13 protein-coding genes and 1 tRNA gene are annotated in these 15,736 nt (G+C 68.8%); 10 read left to right on the top strand and 4 right to left on the bottom strand.

Going from position 1 to position 15,736, the window contains the following annotated elements:
• The first annotated feature begins 336 nt into the window (after positions 1–336).
• The 4 genes from acs to ACFUCU_RS07535 are packed head-to-tail and all read left to right on the top strand — an operon-like array spanning position 337 to position 4,406.
• The gene (gene acs, locus ACFUCU_RS07550) at positions 337–2,364 is read left to right on the top strand and encodes an acetate--CoA ligase (RefSeq protein WP_377971764.1); all 2,028 of its coding nucleotides are present in this window, start codon (positions 337–339) and stop codon (positions 2,362–2,364) included.
• Positions 2,361–2,867: an SRPBCC family protein gene (locus ACFUCU_RS07545; RefSeq protein WP_377971762.1), complete on the top strand. Its 507-nt coding sequence runs from the start codon at positions 2,361–2,363 to the stop codon at positions 2,865–2,867. Before acs ends, ACFUCU_RS07545 begins: the two co-directional genes overlap by 4 nt.
• Complete coding sequence (gene aroQ, locus ACFUCU_RS07540) at positions 2,864–3,364, top strand: type II 3-dehydroquinate dehydratase (protein ID WP_377971760.1); 501 nt, start codon at positions 2,864–2,866, stop codon at positions 3,362–3,364. The genes ACFUCU_RS07545 and aroQ overlap by 4 nt, the downstream gene beginning before the upstream one ends.
• A gap of 1 nt (position 3,365) precedes the next feature.
• Entirely contained in the window at positions 3,366–4,406 is a 1,041-nt protein-coding gene (locus tag ACFUCU_RS07535) for a DUF2332 domain-containing protein (protein WP_377971758.1), read from the top strand.
• Between the two features lie 3 nt (positions 4,407–4,409).
• Here ACFUCU_RS07535 and ACFUCU_RS07530 read toward each other — a convergent pair whose 3' ends face one another.
• Positions 4,410–5,591 carry a MarP family serine protease gene (locus ACFUCU_RS07530; RefSeq protein ID WP_377971756.1) on the bottom strand — a complete coding sequence of 394 codons (1,182 nt, stop codon included), beginning with the start codon at positions 5,589–5,591 and terminating at the stop codon, positions 4,410–4,412.
• A 227-nt stretch (positions 5,592–5,818) separates the two neighbouring features.
• On the opposite strand from ACFUCU_RS07530, the gene ACFUCU_RS07525 reads away from it, so the two are divergent.
• The gene (locus tag ACFUCU_RS07525; protein WP_290256164.1) at positions 5,819–6,496 is read left to right on the top strand and encodes a Crp/Fnr family transcriptional regulator; all 678 of its coding nucleotides are present in this window, start codon (positions 5,819–5,821) and stop codon (positions 6,494–6,496) included.
• A gap of 79 nt (positions 6,497–6,575) precedes the next feature.
• Here the strand turns inward: ACFUCU_RS07525 and ACFUCU_RS07520 are convergent, their stop codons facing one another.
• The 3 genes from ACFUCU_RS07520 to ACFUCU_RS07510 are packed head-to-tail and all read right to left on the bottom strand — an operon-like array spanning position 6,576 to position 8,194.
• On the bottom strand, positions 6,576–7,487 hold the full coding sequence (locus ACFUCU_RS07520; protein WP_290256165.1) for an NUDIX hydrolase: 912 nt from the start codon (positions 7,485–7,487) through the stop codon (positions 6,576–6,578).
• A gap of 15 nt (positions 7,488–7,502) precedes the next feature.
• Complete coding sequence (locus tag ACFUCU_RS07515) at positions 7,503–8,036, bottom strand: RidA family protein (RefSeq protein ID WP_377971755.1); 534 nt, start codon at positions 8,034–8,036, stop codon at positions 7,503–7,505.
• 2 nt (positions 8,037–8,038) lie between these two features.
• Entirely contained in the window at positions 8,039–8,194 is a 156-nt protein-coding gene (locus ACFUCU_RS07510) for a DUF4177 domain-containing protein (RefSeq protein WP_003797879.1), read from the bottom strand.
• A 37-nt stretch (positions 8,195–8,231) separates the two neighbouring features.
• On the opposite strand from ACFUCU_RS07510, the gene ACFUCU_RS07505 reads away from it, so the two are divergent.
• From ACFUCU_RS07505 to ACFUCU_RS07485, 5 genes are all read left to right on the top strand, one after another.
• A complete protein-coding gene (locus tag ACFUCU_RS07505; RefSeq protein ID WP_377971754.1) occupies positions 8,232–10,589 on the top strand; it encodes a transglycosylase domain-containing protein in 2,358 nt (785 codons plus the stop codon).
• An 8-nt stretch (positions 10,590–10,597) separates the two neighbouring features.
• Complete coding sequence (locus ACFUCU_RS07500) at positions 10,598–11,536, top strand: metallophosphoesterase (protein WP_377971831.1); 939 nt, start codon at positions 10,598–10,600, stop codon at positions 11,534–11,536.
• A gap of 168 nt (positions 11,537–11,704) precedes the next feature.
• On the top strand, positions 11,705–13,522 hold the full coding sequence (locus ACFUCU_RS07495; RefSeq protein WP_377971753.1) for an ABC transporter ATP-binding protein: 1,818 nt from the start codon (positions 11,705–11,707) through the stop codon (positions 13,520–13,522).
• A complete protein-coding gene (locus ACFUCU_RS07490) occupies positions 13,519–15,399 on the top strand; it encodes an ABC transporter ATP-binding protein (protein WP_377971752.1) in 1,881 nt (626 codons plus the stop codon). Before ACFUCU_RS07495 ends, ACFUCU_RS07490 begins: the two co-directional genes overlap by 4 nt.
• Positions 15,400–15,523: 124 nt before the next feature.
• Positions 15,524–15,600, top strand: a tRNA-Pro gene (locus ACFUCU_RS07485).
• The last annotated feature ends 136 nt before the right edge of the window (positions 15,601–15,736 follow it).

The following is a 15,736-nucleotide window of genomic DNA, read 5'->3' as shown; positions in this document are numbered from 1 at the left end:
GACTTCATCTCAGCCTAACCAAGTGCCGGACCGATCACTAGCTGACCGGCCGTCACTCCAGTACCAGATTGCGAAGTCTTTCGCGGTGCCTCCCACGGCGCCGCCGTCCCCGGCGGAGCGCGGTACCGGGGCGCCGCTCGGCGCTAAATAAACACCGTTCGCGGCGGTCGATGTGACGGGGCACACGTTCTGTCAGACCCGGGCGCTAGGGTGTATTTCGGAACAGCACACGAGGCACGTCCGTGACCGGCCGGTGCCCGGAGCCGCGCAGGCGGGACCGGGAACGGTTGACGACGGCGTCCGCGCAGCACGGATCGATGAATGATGAGGTTCACCATGTCCCAGCAGACCCCCGGGTCCACCGTCCCCGCCCGGCAGGGCGACGCCTTCGAAAACCTGTCGCAGGAAAACCGGAAGTTCGCCCCCTCGGCGGAATTCGCGGCCAATGCCGTGATCACCGAAGCCGAGTACGCGGAGGCCGACGCCGACCGGCCGGCGTTTTGGGCAAAGCAGGCCCGCAACCTGCTGAGCTGGAACAAGGACTTCACGCAGACGCTGGACTGGTCCGATCCGCCCTTCGCCAAGTGGTTCGTCGGCGGCGAAGTCAACGCCGCATACAACGCCCTGGACCGGCACGTCGAGGCCGGCAACGGCGACCGGGTGGCGATCCACTTCGAGGGCGAGCCCGGCGACACCCGGACCTACACCTATGCCCAGCTCACCGAGGAAGTAAAGAAAGCAGCGAACGCCTTCGAGTCCCTGGGCATCGCTAAGGGCGACCGGGTCGCCGTCTACCTGCCGATGATCCCCGAGGCGGTCATCACGCTGCTGGCCTGCGCCCGGATCGGCGCCATCCACTCGGTCGTGTTCGGCGGCTTCTCGGCCGAGGCACTCCGCTCCCGCATCGACGACGCCGAGGCCAAACTCGTCGTCACCGCCGACGGCACCTACCGCCGCGGCAAGCCCAGCCCGCTCAAGGCCGCCGTCGACGAGGCCTTGGCCCACGAAGGTGACGGCACCGGCCACACGGTCCAGAACGTGGTCGTGGTCAAGCGCAACGGCCAGGATGTGGACTGGCACGAGGGCCGGGACCACTGGTGGTCTGACACCGTGGACGCCGCCTCCGCCGTGCACACCGCCGTCGGCCACGATTCCGAGCACCCGCTGTTCATCCTCTACACCTCCGGCACCACCGGGAAGCCCAAGGGCATCCTGCACACCACCGGCGGCTACCTCACGCAGGCGGCCTACACCCACCGCGCCGTGTTCGACCTGCACCCCGAGACGGACGTGTATTGGTGCACGGCCGACGTCGGCTGGATCACCGGCCACTCCTACGTCGCCTACGCGCCGCTGATCAACGGCGCCACCCAGGTGATGTACGAGGGCACGCCCGACTCCCCGCACCAGGGCCGCTGGTGGGAGATTGTGGAGAAGTACAAGGTCTCCATCCTTTACACCGCCCCGACGGCCATCCGGACCTTCATGAAGTGGGGCAAAGACATCCCCGGCAAGTACGACCTCTCCTCCATCCGGGTCCTCGGGTCCGTGGGCGAACCCATCAACCCCGAAGCGTGGATGTGGTACCGCGAGGTCATCGGCGCCAACGCCGGAGCCAACGGCGAGAAGAAGGAGAATCCCGCACCGATCGTGGACACCTGGTGGCAGACCGAGACCGGGGCGCAAATGATCGCCCCACTGCCCGGGGTCACGGCCACCAAGCCCGGCTCCGCACAGGTGCCGCTGCCCGGCATCGCCGTGGACGTGGTGGATGAGGCGGGCGAGTCCGTCCCCAATGGCGCCGGTGGCTACCTGGTGATCCGCGAGCCGTGGCCCTCCATGCTGCGCGGCATCTGGGGTGACCCGGAGCGATTCAAGGACACGTACTGGTCCCGGTTCGAGACGATGTACTTCGCCGGCGACGGCGCCAAGAAGGACGACGACGGCGACATCTGGCTGCTGGGCCGGGTGGACGACGTCATGAACATCTCCGGCCACCGGCTCTCGACGGCCGAGATCGAGTCCGCGCTGGTGTCCCACCCGGCGGTGGCCGAGGCCGCCGTGGTCGGCGCCGCTGACGAGACCACCGGCCAGGCCGTCGTGGCCTTCGTCATCCTGCGCGGCGACGCCGTGGATTCCGGCGACGCGATGGTGCAGGAACTGCGCAACCACGTGGGCAAGGAGATCGGCCCGATCGCCAAGCCCAAGACCATCCTGATCGTCCCGGAACTGCCAAAGACGCGATCCGGCAAGATCATGCGGCGGCTGCTCAAGGATGTAGCGGAGGGCCGCGAGGTGGGCGATGCCACCACCCTGGCGGACAACACCGTAATGGCGCAGATTGCGGCCTCGCTGAAGAAGTGACCGGCCGGCGGCCGGAAAAGCCCCGGCCCGGGGCTGCGGTGGCGGGCGGGAGACGGTGGAGCGTCTCCCGCCGCATCGCCGCGCCGGCCCCGGTGGCGTGGCGCCTGCTCACCGACATCAGGTTCTGGCCGCTTTGGGGACCTTCGATTACCGGGGCGGAGCTGGCAGGGCACCGCCCCGGCGGCGAGGAACACCTGCTCCGCGCCGGGAGCCGGGGAAGGGTCCGGACCTTGGTGGGCGTGAGCCTGCCCTTTATCGTCACCTCCTTCGAGGAGGGCTCCTTCCGGGACGGGTGCGATGAAAAAGGTAGCGCCTGGTCCTGGGCGGTCGCCGGCGTGGCCTCCACCGGGCACCGCGTCGCCGCCGTCCCCGGCGGATGCCGTGTCACCTTCACCGTTCCATGGTGGGCTCCGACGTACCTGCTCGTCTGCGCCGTCGCCCTGCGCCGGATCGACCGGCTGGCGGCACGGGAGGCCCGCGACGCGCTAGATTGTGAACCATGAGCGAAGCGATCTCCCCCGGGGCCGCCACCGACGGCGCCGTCACCGACGCCGGGCGCGGCACCATCCTGGTCCTCAACGGGCCCAACCTGAACCTGCTGGGGACCCGGGAACCGGAGAAGTACGGCACGGCCACGCTCGCCGACGTCGAACGGCTCGCCGTCGAGGCCGGCGCCGCCCATGGCCTGGCGGTGGAGTGTTTCCAGTCCAACCACGAGGGCGCGCTGGTGGACGCCATCCACGCCGCCCGCGGCAAGGCCATCGGCATTGTCCTGAACGCCGGCGCCTACACCCACACCTCGGTGGCCATCCGGGACGCGATCAGCGCGGTGCAGATCCCCACGGTGGAGGTCCACATCACGAACGTGCACGCCAGGGAACCGTTCCGGCACACGTCCTACCTCTCGGACATCAGCAAGGCGGTCATCGCCGGCGCAGGCGTCCTCGGTTACCGGTTCGCCGTGGACTACCTGGCGGCCCTGGACTCGGGCCGGGCCTGACATGACCCCGGCGGCAGGGACCGGCGCCACGGCCGACTGGTACCGGCACTTCGGCACCGTCGATGCCCCGGGCAACTCCGCCTGCTACGCCGACTGGTCCCTGCAGATCGCCGAGGACGCCGCCCTGCTGGAACGCCTCGACCGGTGGCCGCACGCCAAGCGCCAGCCCCTCCTGCTGCTGGCCGCGGCGCGCTACGCCGGGGCCACGACCGGTCCGTACCCTCAGTTCCGGGCCTTCCTGGACGCGCACTGGGACGAGGTGTCCCGGACGGTCCTGGCGCGCTCCACCCAGACCAACGAGGCGGGCCGCTGCGCCACCCTGCTGCCATCCCTGGCCAGGATCGCCGAGGCCGAGGACCGGCCCCTCGCCCTGCTGGAGGTCGGCGCATCCGCCGGGCTGAGCCTGTTCCCCGACCGGTACGGGTACGAGTTCGTCGACGGCGGCGCCCTGAAACGGCTGGACCCGCCGGATGCGGCGCCGGGCAGCTACCCGGTGCTGCGCTGTGACACCAAGGGACCGGTCCCGTTGCCGCACAAGGTGCCGGAGGTGGTGTGGCGGGCGGGGATCGACCTGAACCCGTTGGACGTCAACAATCCCGACGACGTCGCGTGGCTGGAGGCGCTGGTCTGGCCCGAACAGGACTTCCGCCGCGAGCGGCTGCGGCAGGCGATCGCCGTCGCCCGCGCCACGCCGCCGCGGCTCGTGGCCGGCGACCTGAACGAGCACCTGGTCAGCCTCGCGGACCAGGCCCCGCCGGAGGCCGCGCTGGTGGTCTTCCACAGCGCGGTGATGGCCTACCTGAACGCGGACGGGCGGGAACGCTTCCGGGACACCATCGCCCTCCTCGCTGCGGACCTGGGCTGCCACTGGATCTCGAACGAGGGCCACATGGTCATCGTGCAGCCGGACGGGTCCAGTGTGGTTCCGGAGATGGACGAGGCGAGGCTCCGGGGACGCTTCCTCGTGATGGAGGACGGCGTGCCCGTGGCCGCGGCCGGGCCCCACGGCCAGAGCCTGGAATGGCTCGAGGGCGCGGGCTAAGGCCTACTTCTTGATGCACTGCCCGGGCGAGACCGGGTCACCCAGGCCGGAGGCCTTCGCCGCGACGGGCGCCAGGTCGTTCATGGTGATCGCGAACCCTAGGGAGTTTTCCGACGTCGACTTCGCGAAGACCACCCCGGCAACCTGGCCGTCCGTGGTCAACAGCGGGCCGCCGGAGTTGCCCGGCTGGACGTCGCCCGCCAGCCGGTAGACGTCCTCCGGGGCGGCGTTGTTGCCGTAGATGTCCGGCACCAACACGGTGGCGATGTCCCGGATGGCGGCCGGCTTGGACTGGAACGGGCCGCCGTGCGGGTACCCGGCGAACGCGGCCTGGCTGCCGGCGGGCAGGTTGGAGCTCAACTGAAGCGGTGCGGACAGGAGGCCATCCACGGCCAGGACCGCCAGGTCGTGCTGGCTGTCGAAGTAGACCACCCGGCCGGGAAGCGCGCCGCCGCCGGGCACCTCGACGACCGGTTCGGACACGCCCGCCACGACGTGCGCGTTGGTCACCACGCGCCCGGCTGAGACGACGAACCCGGTCCCGGTCTGGTTCTGGCCGCACTGGTAGGCAGTGCCGGCGATCTTCAGGACCGACGCCGAGGCGCGGTTCAGCGCGGGAGTGTCGGTGCTGGCGTCCGGGACGGGGACCGGCTGGCCACCGATCCCCTCGAACAGGGTGGGGATACCGTCGCCGATGACGGCGGAGCGCAGCTGCGCGAGGGAAGCCTTGACGGGCGTGGGGGTGACGCCGTCGATGAAGCCGATCACCTTGGAGTCGGCAAGCTGCTGCGAGACCAGCGGGACGCCGAGGGCGCTGATGCTGAAGGCCAGCATGGACATCACCAGGGCGGACACGGCGACGTTGACGCCGCCGCCGACCACCCGGTCCACAAACCGCAGCGGACTGGGTTTGACGACGCTGCGGATGCGCCGGCCGATCATGGTGCCGAGCCCGTGCCCCAGCATCATCAAGGCCACAGTCGCGGCGATGATGGCGGTGAGCCGCCACCCCGGGTCGCCGACGAGGTCGCTGACGAGGGGCACCGCGAAGAACGCGGCCACGGCTCCGGCGGCGAACCCGGCGATGCCGCCGAGGGTCACCAGGAACCCGTTGCGCAGGCCGTAGATCAGGTAGGACAACAGCGTCAGGATCAACGCGAGGTCCAGAATGGTCAAGCCAAACAACGGTGCTCCTTAGGGGCTGGTAGGAGGCCCATTCTACCGGTGCACCCTGACAGTTTGCGGGGCAAGGGCCGCCTCCGGAACGTCACCGGAGCAGCTGCGGGGTACCCGCCGGGCCCGGCACCGTCGCGTCTTCTGGCGCGTCCCGGTGCCAAGTACGTCACAGAAGCCGCAAAATTCTGAAACAATGGCTGAAGCGCCCCAGCCGACACAGTTAGTCAGGAGTTTTCATGGATATCGAGGTATTGCGCCGCGCACCCCTTTTTGCCACGCTCGACGACGAGGCCTTCCGTCTGCTGACGGACGAGCTCACCGAGGTGGACCTTTCCCGCGGTGCCTCGGTCTTCCGGGAAGGCGACCAGGGCGACCAGCTCTACTTCATCGTCTCCGGCAAGGTGAAGCTCGGCCGCACCTCCCCCGACGGCCGCGAGTCGCTGCTGGCGATCCTCGGACCGGGCGAGCTGTTTGGTGAGATGGCCCTCTTCGACCCGAGCCCCCGCACCGCCACCGCGACGGCCGTCTCCGAGACCCGCCTCGCGGGCCTGAAGAACGAGAGCCTGAACGCCCTGCTCCGCAGCCGCCCCGAGGTTTCCGCCCAGCTGCTGCAGGCACTGGCCCGCCGCCTGCGCCGCACCAACGACTCCCTCTCCGACCTGGTCTTCTCCGACGTTCCGGGCCGCGTGGCGAAGGCCCTGCTGGACCTCGCCGACCGCTTCGGCCGTCCGGCGACCGACGGCGTGCTGGTCGCCCACGAACTGACCCAGGAAGAGCTCGCGCAGCTGGTCGGCGCCTCCCGCGAGACGGTCAACAAGGCCCTGGCAGAATTCGTCCAGCGCGGCTGGCTGCGGCTCGAGGCCCGCGCCGTCGTCATCCTGGACATGCAGCGCCTCCGCCAGCGCTCCCGCTAAACGCACCCCAGCAGCAAACGCGAAAGGGCCGGCTCCGAGTGAAACGGAGCCGGCCCTTTGGCGTAGTTGACGGGCGGGGCTAGCGTTCGCGCTGGGGCTCGTTGGCGACGGTTTTGGCGGCCTCGACCTCGAGCCTGAGCACGCCGTCCTCTTCCACCAGCGTCGGCTGGTAGACGTGGGCGCTGCGCTTGTAGCTGAGGTAGGCGATGCAGCCGTTGGCGCTGGCCATCTTCTCGAGCATGATCTCCGAGCCGGGAACCAGGAGCTGGCCGAGGCGGAGACCCACGGTGTTCGGCTGGCCCACCTCGTCACCCAACGCGGTGGTGTCCCGCTCGGCAATGACCTTGCGGACGCAGACCCAGCGCGCCCACACACCCTTGCTGGCCAGCATGGACGGCTGCTGGTTCATCGGCACGGTGGCGGCGAAGTAGCGGGTATTGAAGCGCCGGTGCGAGAAGTCGGGGCTGAGCCAGTTGACCAGCGGCTTGAGCAGGTCGGTGCGGACGGAGAGTCCGCGCTTGGCCAGCACGTCGGTGAAGGATTTCTCCTGATCCGCGACGGCCTCGCGGGCCCGCATCCACTCCGGGGAGGTGTTGTTCTCCACGGTTGAGGACAGGTCCGGGCCGGCGAGCAGGATGCCCGTCTCTTCGAACAGCTCCCGGATCGCGCCGATCACGTGCCGGCGGGCGAGTCCGACGTCGGCCGTACCCATCCGCTCGGCCCAGTACGACGGCGGCGGCCCCAGCCAGCCGACGGCGTCGTCGTCGGAGGTCTCCAGCGAGCCGCCCGGGAAGGCGAGTACCCCCAGTGGCGAGGTGCCCGGCCGGTAGCCGAGCCAGGTTTCCAGCCCCGTGGGCGAATCCCGGAGCAGCACCACGGAGGAGGCGAAACGCGGGGCGCGCGGGGTGCGCTCCCCGTGCTCCAGCCAGCTGCGGGCCGCTCCCTCGAGGTCCGGGGGAAGGTCAAACAAACGTCGTGCGAGGTGTGGCAAGGAAAGCGACCGGCCTTAGGCGAATTCTGCGATCAGTTCGACTTCCACGGGGGAATCGAGCGGCAGGACGGAGACACCGACGGCGGAGCGGGCGTGCTGGCCGGCGTCGCCGAGGACCTTGCCCAGCAGCTCGGAGGCGCCGTTGATGACGCCGGGCTGGCCGGTGAAGGACGGGTCGGAGGAGACGAAGCCGACCACCTTGACGATCCGGGTGATCCGGTCCAGGTCGCCGATGACGCTCTTGACCGCGGCGAGGGCGTTCACGGCGCAGATCGCGGCGTAGCGCTGGGCGTCTTCCGGGGACACGGTTGCCTCGTCGGAGGCACCCTCGGCGCCGGAGGAGACCTTGCCGGTCTCTTCAAGGCGTCCGCCGACAAACGGCAGCTGGCCGGAGGTGTAGACGTGGTTGCCGGAGACGACGGCGGGCACGTAGTCGGCCACGGGCGCGGCCACCTCGGGGAGCGTCAGGCCGAGTTCGGCGAGGCGCTGTTCGACGGCGGACGTGGCGCCCGCGGAGACTGCCGGCGTCGTGGCTTCGAACGTGCTCATGGTTACTGCTTCTCCCGCTTCAGGTAGGCCACCAGGCCGTTGCCGTCGGGGCCCGGAACTACCTGCACCAGCTCCCAGCCGTCGTCACCCCACTGATCAAGAATCTGCTTGGTGGCGTGAATAATGAGCGGAATCGTGGCGTACTCCCATTTGGTCATGAAGGAAAGCCTAGTGCTTGCCGCTAAAGTGGAAAACATGGCGACTGGTAAGAACCCTGTATTCGACACTGCCACCACCCTCGGAAAGCTCATCCTTTTCCTTGGCGTGAGTGTTGTCTGTGGCGTGCTCGTTGCGGGGCTGCTTGTTCCCGCCGCGGCGCTCTCGGGCAACACGGCCAGCGGGTCGATCAAATTCTTTGAGGCCCTCCCGGCGGAACTCCAGGTGGACCCGCCGAGCCAGGCCACCACCATCCTCGCCGCCGACGGCAGCGTGATCGCCAGCGTCTACTCGGAGAACCGCACGCGCGTCTCCCTGGACCAGATGTCTCCGTACATCAAGGACGCCGTGGTCTCGATCGAGGACAGCCGCTTCTACGAGCACGGCGGCGTGGACACCACCGGTATCCTCCGCGCGCTCGTGGCGACCGCCCGCGGCAACAAGCAGGGCGCCTCCACCATCACGCAGCAGTACGTGAACAACGTCATCAACTCCTCCCTGGAGATGGAGGGCAAGAGCGACCAGGTGCTCCTCAACGGCGTCAACAAGAGCATCGGCGACAAGCTCCGCGAGATGAAGCTCTCGATCGCCCTGGAGAAGAAGTTCTCCAAGGAGCAGATCCTCGAGGGCTACCTCAACATCGTCTTCTTCAACCGCGACGCCTACGGCATCGAGGCGGCCTCGAAGTTCTTCTTCAGCACCTCGGCCAAGGACCTGACGCTGCCGCAGGCCGCGCTGCTGGCCGGCCTGGTCAACAGCCCGTCCTTCTACGACCCGATTACCCACCCGGACAACGCCAAGGTCCGCCGCGACCTGGTGCTCAAGGCCATGTTGACGCAAGGCAAGATCAAGCAGGCCGACTATGACGCGGCCGTCGCCACCCCGGTGGAAACTAAGGTCACCCAGCCCAAGCAGGGCTGTCAGAATGCCGCCATGGCGCCGTACTTCTGCGACTACGTGATGCACCTGATGCAGAACAACCCCGCCTACGGCGCCGACGCCGACGCCCGCGAACGCAAGATTTTCCGCGGCGGCCTGACCATCAAGACCACCCTCGACCCGAAGGCCCAGGCCGTCGCCCAGGACCAGGTCAACGCCACCGCCGGGGCAAACCCGGACAAATGGGGAGCCTCGCTGGTTTCCGTGCAGCCGGGCACCGGCAAGATCATCGACATGGCCCAGAACACCTCCTTCCTGGCCGGCGATGGCAAGTTCGACACCCAGCTGAACTTCAACGTCGATGCCTACGACAGCAAGGGCCAGGACCTCAACGGCGTCGGCGGCATGCAGCCCGGCTCGACCATGAAGCCGTTCACGTTCGCGGAGTGGCTGAACGAGGGCAAGTCGATGAACACCATCGTCGACGGCTCGGTCCGGAAGTACCCGATCAACTTCAAGTGGAAGAACTCCTGCGGCGTCACCACCGGCGCCTACAACACGGCGGAGTCGGCACTGGGTGCGGCGGACGACCTGCAGAATGCCGAGGACGGCTACTACAAGCCCATGACGGTCCTGCAGGGCCTGTATAACTCGATCAACACGGTGACCTTTGCTTCCGCAGCCCAGTTGGACTTCTGCGGCATCCAGAAGATGGTGGATTCCGTGGGGCTGCACTCGGGCCTCCCCGCCAGGGACAAAGACCAGAAGATCATCCTTGATGCCAACGGCAACATCGCGGACCCGAACCCCAAGATCAACATGTTCACGACGGGTAACCTGCTGGGCTCCACCCAGACGTCGCCGCTGGCCATGGCGAGTGCGTTCGCGACCTTCGCCAACGACGGCAAGTACTGCGAGCCGATCGCCATCACCTCGGTGACCGACGCCACCGGAGCGCAGTTGCCGGCCCAGAACACCAACTGCCGGGACGCGGTCAAGCCCGAAGTTGCCCGCGGCGTGAACTACGCGCTGCAGGAGGTCCTGAATCGTGGCTCAGGCTCACTGATCCGGCCGCGGATCTCCACCCGGACCGATTTCCCGATCGGCGCGAAGACCGGTACCTCCAACAACAACGGTTCTACCTGGGTGGTGGGCCACACCACCGGCCTGGCCACCGCCTCCTGGTTCGGTGACGCGCTGGGCGCCCAGGGCCGAGCCGGCCAGAACATCACCATCAACGGCCAGTTCTACAAGGGCATCGACGGCTACATGCTCGCCGGGCCGCAGTTCTCGAACTTCATGGCCGCCGTTGCCCCGGGCTACGGCACGAATCCGTTCCCAGAGCCGCCGTCGAACCTGCTCAACGGCTACACGCCCAGCCCGGTGCCGAACACGCGGCAGAACACCCAGGCGACGCCGGCACCGAATATCCCGGCCCCCAGCAGCCCGGCAGCGCCGGCTCCCGCGCCGAGCTCGGCCGCACCGGCGCCGAGCAACCCTGGTAACGGCAAGCCGTGACCCCCGACATGAGCACGCTGGCGAGCCGCGTCCGAAGCATCGGGCGCGGCCTTGCCGTCACCACCGCCGTCGGAGCCGCGGCCGGCGCGGCCGCCACCGGCTACGGCCTCTGGGAGAAGAACCAGTTCGTCCTGCGCGAGGAGTCGCTGGCGATCCTGCCCCCGGGCTACGGCCCGCTGCGCGTGCTGCACCTCAGCGACATCCACTTTGTGCCCGGCCAGCGCAAGAAGGCCGACTGGCTGGCCTCCCTGGCGGAGTTAGAGCCGGACCTGGTGGTCAACACCGGCGACAACGTCAGCCACATCAACGCCATCGACCCCGTTCTGGAGGCCCTCCGGCCATTGCTCCAGTTCCCGGGCGTCTTCGTGCCGGGCTCCAACGACTACTACGCGCCCCGGTTCAAGAACCCGGCGTCGTACTTCACCGGCCCCTCCTCCACCCCCAAGACCCCCGTGGCCCTCGACTGGCCCCGGCTGCGCACCGGCTTCGGCATGTCCGGCTGGGTGGACCTGACCAACCGCTGCCAGTCCCTGGTGGTGGACGGCCTCCGGCTGGACTTCTCCGGCGTGGACGACCCGCACCTGCGCCTGGAAAAGTACGCCGGCTGGCCGCGCGGCACCCGTGGCCAGGACACCAGGCCGCACCTGCGGATCGCCGTCGCGCACGCCCCGTACCAGCGCGTCCTGGACCACTTCACCGCGGACGCGGCGGAACTGATCCTCGCAGGGCACACCCACGGCGGCCAGATCTGCCTCCCCGGCTACGGCGCGCTGGTGGCCAACTGCGACCTGCCCACCTGGCGGGCCAAAGGCCTGAACGACTGGGAAAGCAACGGGCGGACGACGCCGGTGAACGTCTCCGGCGGCATCGGCACCTCACGCTTCGCCCCGGTCCGCATCGCCTGCAAGCCCGAGGCCGTTCTGCTGACCCTCACCGCGAAGGCCTAGACGCACCGGCCCGCAGCGGTCCGGTCATTACGGAACGTAATTTCTGCGCCAGATTCGCGGGGGCCGCAGAATGCTGTGAACGTGGTCACGCCATGGCCTAGGGTAGTTGCTACCGGAAACTACATTCAGTTGCGTAAACCCTTTCGCAGTTGCAGTTAAGAAGCAGGCATGGCTACACAGACCCCGTTCTTCACTTCCATCAACCGCCTCTATCCCCACGTCCGGCCGATCCTGCCGCGCCTGATCATGGGCCTGCTCAGTGCCCTGATGGCCAGCGTCGTCGCCCTCGCCATCCCCCAGGTCCTGCGGGTCCTGATCAACGATTCGCTCAAGCCCGGCGGCAGCGGCCAGGCCGTCTGGATCTCCGCCGGAATCGTCCTGCTTCTCGGCATCGCTGAGGCGGGGCTGGTGGCCTTGCGCCGGCAATTCGTGATCAACCCCGCCACCACGGTGGAAACCCGGATGCGGGTCTCGCTCTACGACCACCTGCAGGACCTCGCCGTGGCCTTCCACGACCGGTGGGGGTCCGGGCAGCTGTTGTCCCGGGCCATGACGGACCTGAACTTCCTCCGCCGCTGGATGGCCTTCGGCGCGATCATGCTGGTGGTCACCACGCTGACCGTGCTGATCGGCGTCGTGGTCATGTTCGCCATGAGCTGGCAGCTGGCCCTGATTTTCCTCGCCGCGGCCGTGCCGATCATGATCTACGGCTTCCGGTTCCGGACCCGGTACTCCAAGGTGGCCCGCCGCAGCCAGGACCAGGCCGGTGACCTGGCCACCACCGTGGAGGAATCGGTCCACGGCATCCGCGTGCTCAAGGCGTTCGGGCGAAGCCGCGAGGCCCTGGAGAACTTCAACGAACAGGCCGAGGAGCTGCGCCAGACCGAGATCGACAAGGCCAAGCACCTGGCCACCTTCAGCCTGGTGGTCACGCTGCTGCCCGAACTGGCGCTCGGCGCCGGCCTCGTCGTCGGCGTCCTGCTCGCCGCCGACGGCCAGCTCAGCATCGGCGCCCTGGTGGCCTTCTTCGCCACCGCCGCCGTCATCGCCGCCCCCGTGGAAGTCTGCGGCATGCTCCTGGCCATGGCGCTGACCGCCAAGACCGCCATCGACCGGCACTTCGAGGTGATGGACGCGGTGAACACCATCACCAGCCCCGAGCAGCCCCGCAGCCCGGCCGACCTGAAGGGGGCGCTGTCCTTCCGGCACGCCACCTTCGCCTTCGACGACGCCCCGGACAAGCCCATCCTCAAGGACATCACCCTGGACATCAGGCCCGGCGAGACCATGGCCCTGGTGGGCATCACCGGCAGCGGCAAGAGCGCCCTGCTGCAACTGGTCCCCCGCCTGTTCGACGTGACCGCCGGGTCGGTGGAGATCGACGGCGTCGACGTGCGCGAGTTCGACGTCGCCGGGCTGCGCAGCGCCGTGGCGGTCGCCTTCGAGGACACCACCCTGTTCTCCAACTCCGTCCGGGACAACGTCCTGCTCGGCGTCGCGGACACCGTGCCGGCCGAGCGCCGCGAGGAGATCCTGGCCGAGGCCCTGGACACCGCCCAGGCCCACTTCGCCTACTCGCTGCCCGAGGGACTCGACACCCTGATCGGCGAGGAGGGCCTGAGCCTCTCCGGCGGCCAGCGCCAGCGCATCGCCCTGGCCCGCGCCGTCGCCGCTGACCCCACCGTGCTGGTCCTCGACGACCCGCTGTCCGCCCTGGACGTCAATACCGAGGAACTGGTGGAAACCCGGCTGCGTGAGGTCCTCGCGGACACCACCACCCTGGTGGTGGCACACCGGCCCTCCACCGTGGCCCTCGCGGACCGGGTGGCCCTGCTGCAGGACGGCCGGATCACCGCGGTGGGCACCCACACCGAACTGCTTGCGGAGAACAGCCACTACCGCTACGTCATCGCCAGCCTGGACCCGGAACCGCGGGACCTGGACTCCGAACTTTCCGCCCTCGAGGCCGAGGAGGTCTCGCCATGAGCACCGCCACCTTCGGCACCGCGAACGAGGACAACGCCCACCTCTCCAAGGCCGAGAGCCGGGCCGTGCGGCGCCGCTCCCTGGCCCTGCTGGGCTCGCTGATCCGGCCCGTCCGGCTGCGCTTCTGGCTCACCATCGCCGCCGTCGTGCTGTCCCAGGCCGCCCGCGTGGCCGGCCCCGCCCTGATCGCCTTCGGCATCGACCGGGCGCTCCCCGCGCTGCGCTCCGGCGACAGCTTCCCGCTGGTCTTCGCCGGCGCAGCCTACCTGGGGGCGGCGATCGCGACGGCGGGACTGACCGCCCTCTACGTAACGTCCACCGCCCGGCTGAGCCAGTCAATGCTGCTGGACTTGCGGGTGCGGGTCTTCCGACAGACGCAGCGGCTGAGCCTGGAGTTCCACGAGAAGTACACCTCGGGCCGGATCATCGCCCGGCAGACCTCCGATCTGGAGGCGCTGCGTGAACTCCTGGACTCCGGGGTCTCGTCGCTCGCGTCGGGGCTGCTGTTCATGATCTTCACGGCCATCACCATCTTCGCCCTGGACTGGCTCAGCGGCCTGCTGGTTCTGGCCGCCGGCGTCCCGATGTACTTCCTGTCCCGCTGGTACCAGAAGCATTCGCAGATCGCATTCCGGGAGTCCCGGGTGGTCTCGGCCCGGCTGATCGTGCACTTTGTCGAGACCATGACCGGCATCCGCGCGGTGAAGGCCTTCCGCAAGGAACGGCAGAACGCCGAACGCTACGCCGAGCTGTCCGAGGAGTACCGGCTGGTCACGGTCCGTTCGATCAACCTCAACGGCGTCTTCCAGCCCGGCCTGGTGCTGATCGGCAACATCTGCGTGGCGGTCGTCCTGCTGGTGGGCGGCTTCCGGGTGCTCGACGGCGGCCTGGCCGTCGGCGTGCTGCTGGCCCTGATCCTCTCCACCAAGCGCTTCTTCCAGCCGGTGGACCAGATGGCGATGTTCTACAACTCGTTCCAGAGCGCCCAGGCGGCCCTCGAGAAGGTCTCCGGCCTCCTCGAGGAGGTGCCCACGGTCCGTCCGCCGGAACACCCGGTGGCCCTCCCCCGCGCCACCGGACGGATCGACTTCAACCAGGTCGAATTCCGCTACGGTGACGGCCCGGTCATCATCCCCACCCTGGACCTGCACATCCCCGCCGGCCAGACGGTCGCGCTGGTGGGCCAGACCGGCGCTGGCAAGTCCACGCTGGCCAAGCTGATCGCCCGGTTCTACGACGTCTCGGCCGGGTCGTTGACGCTCGACGGCGTCGACCTCCGGCAACTCGCGACGGCGGACCTGCGCCGGAACGTCGTCATGGTCACCCAGGAGGCCTTCCTGTTCAGCGGCACCGTGGCGGACAACATCGCCCTGGGCCGGCCGGACGCCAGCCGCGAGGAGATCGAGGCGGCGGCCAAGGCCGTCGGCGCGCACGGGTTCATCACCGAACTCCCTGACGGGTACGACACCGATGTAAACAAGCGCGGCGGACGCGTCTCGGCCGGCCAACGCCAGCTGATCAGCTTCGCCCGCGCGTTCCTGGCCCGGCCCGCGGTGCTGATCCTGGACGAGGCCACCTCCTCCCTGGACATCCCGTCCGAGCGCATGGTCCAGGCCGGACTGGCCAGCCTGCTCCGCGGCACCGGGGCGGCGGATGGAACCGCTGCGGACGGCGCTTCGGCCGGCCCCGACAACGGCCACGTCGGCAGCCGCACCGCGCTCATCATCGCGCACCGGCTCTCCACCGTGGAGACCGCGGACCGGGTACTGGTGGTTCACGACGGCAAGGTGGTGGAGGACGGGTCGCCCGCGGAGCTGATCGGCGGGGGCGGCCGTTTCGCCACCCTGCACGGGGCCTGGAAGGACTCGCTGGTCTGAGCCGGAGCCGCCGGTGCCCACCCGGATGGGTAACAACGCCGCGGGAGGGCGTTTCGGCGGTCCCGATTTCGCATCCGGGGCCGGTATCGGATACTCTTGTGAAGTTGCTTTTGCAGCAACGGATCGGGATGTGGCGCAGCTTGGTAGCGCGCGTCGTTCGGGACGACGAGGTCGCAGGTTCAAATCCTGTCATCCCGACCAGTCAAAAGAGGGCCTTCCAGCTGGAAGGCCCTCTTTTTTGTGTCCGCTCCCCGGGCATGCAGCTTCGGGGCGGCCGGACCAAACTCCGGCAGACACGTCACGGCCCCGACATCCTGGGATGCCGGGGCCGTGGAGT

This window comes from Arthrobacter sp. NPDC057259 (assembly GCF_042668995.1).
Classification (GTDB): Bacteria; Actinomycetota; Actinomycetes; order Actinomycetales; family Micrococcaceae; genus Arthrobacter.
The sequence above is the reverse complement of the archived record's forward strand: the minus strand, read 5'-3'. Positions and strand labels throughout refer to the sequence as shown.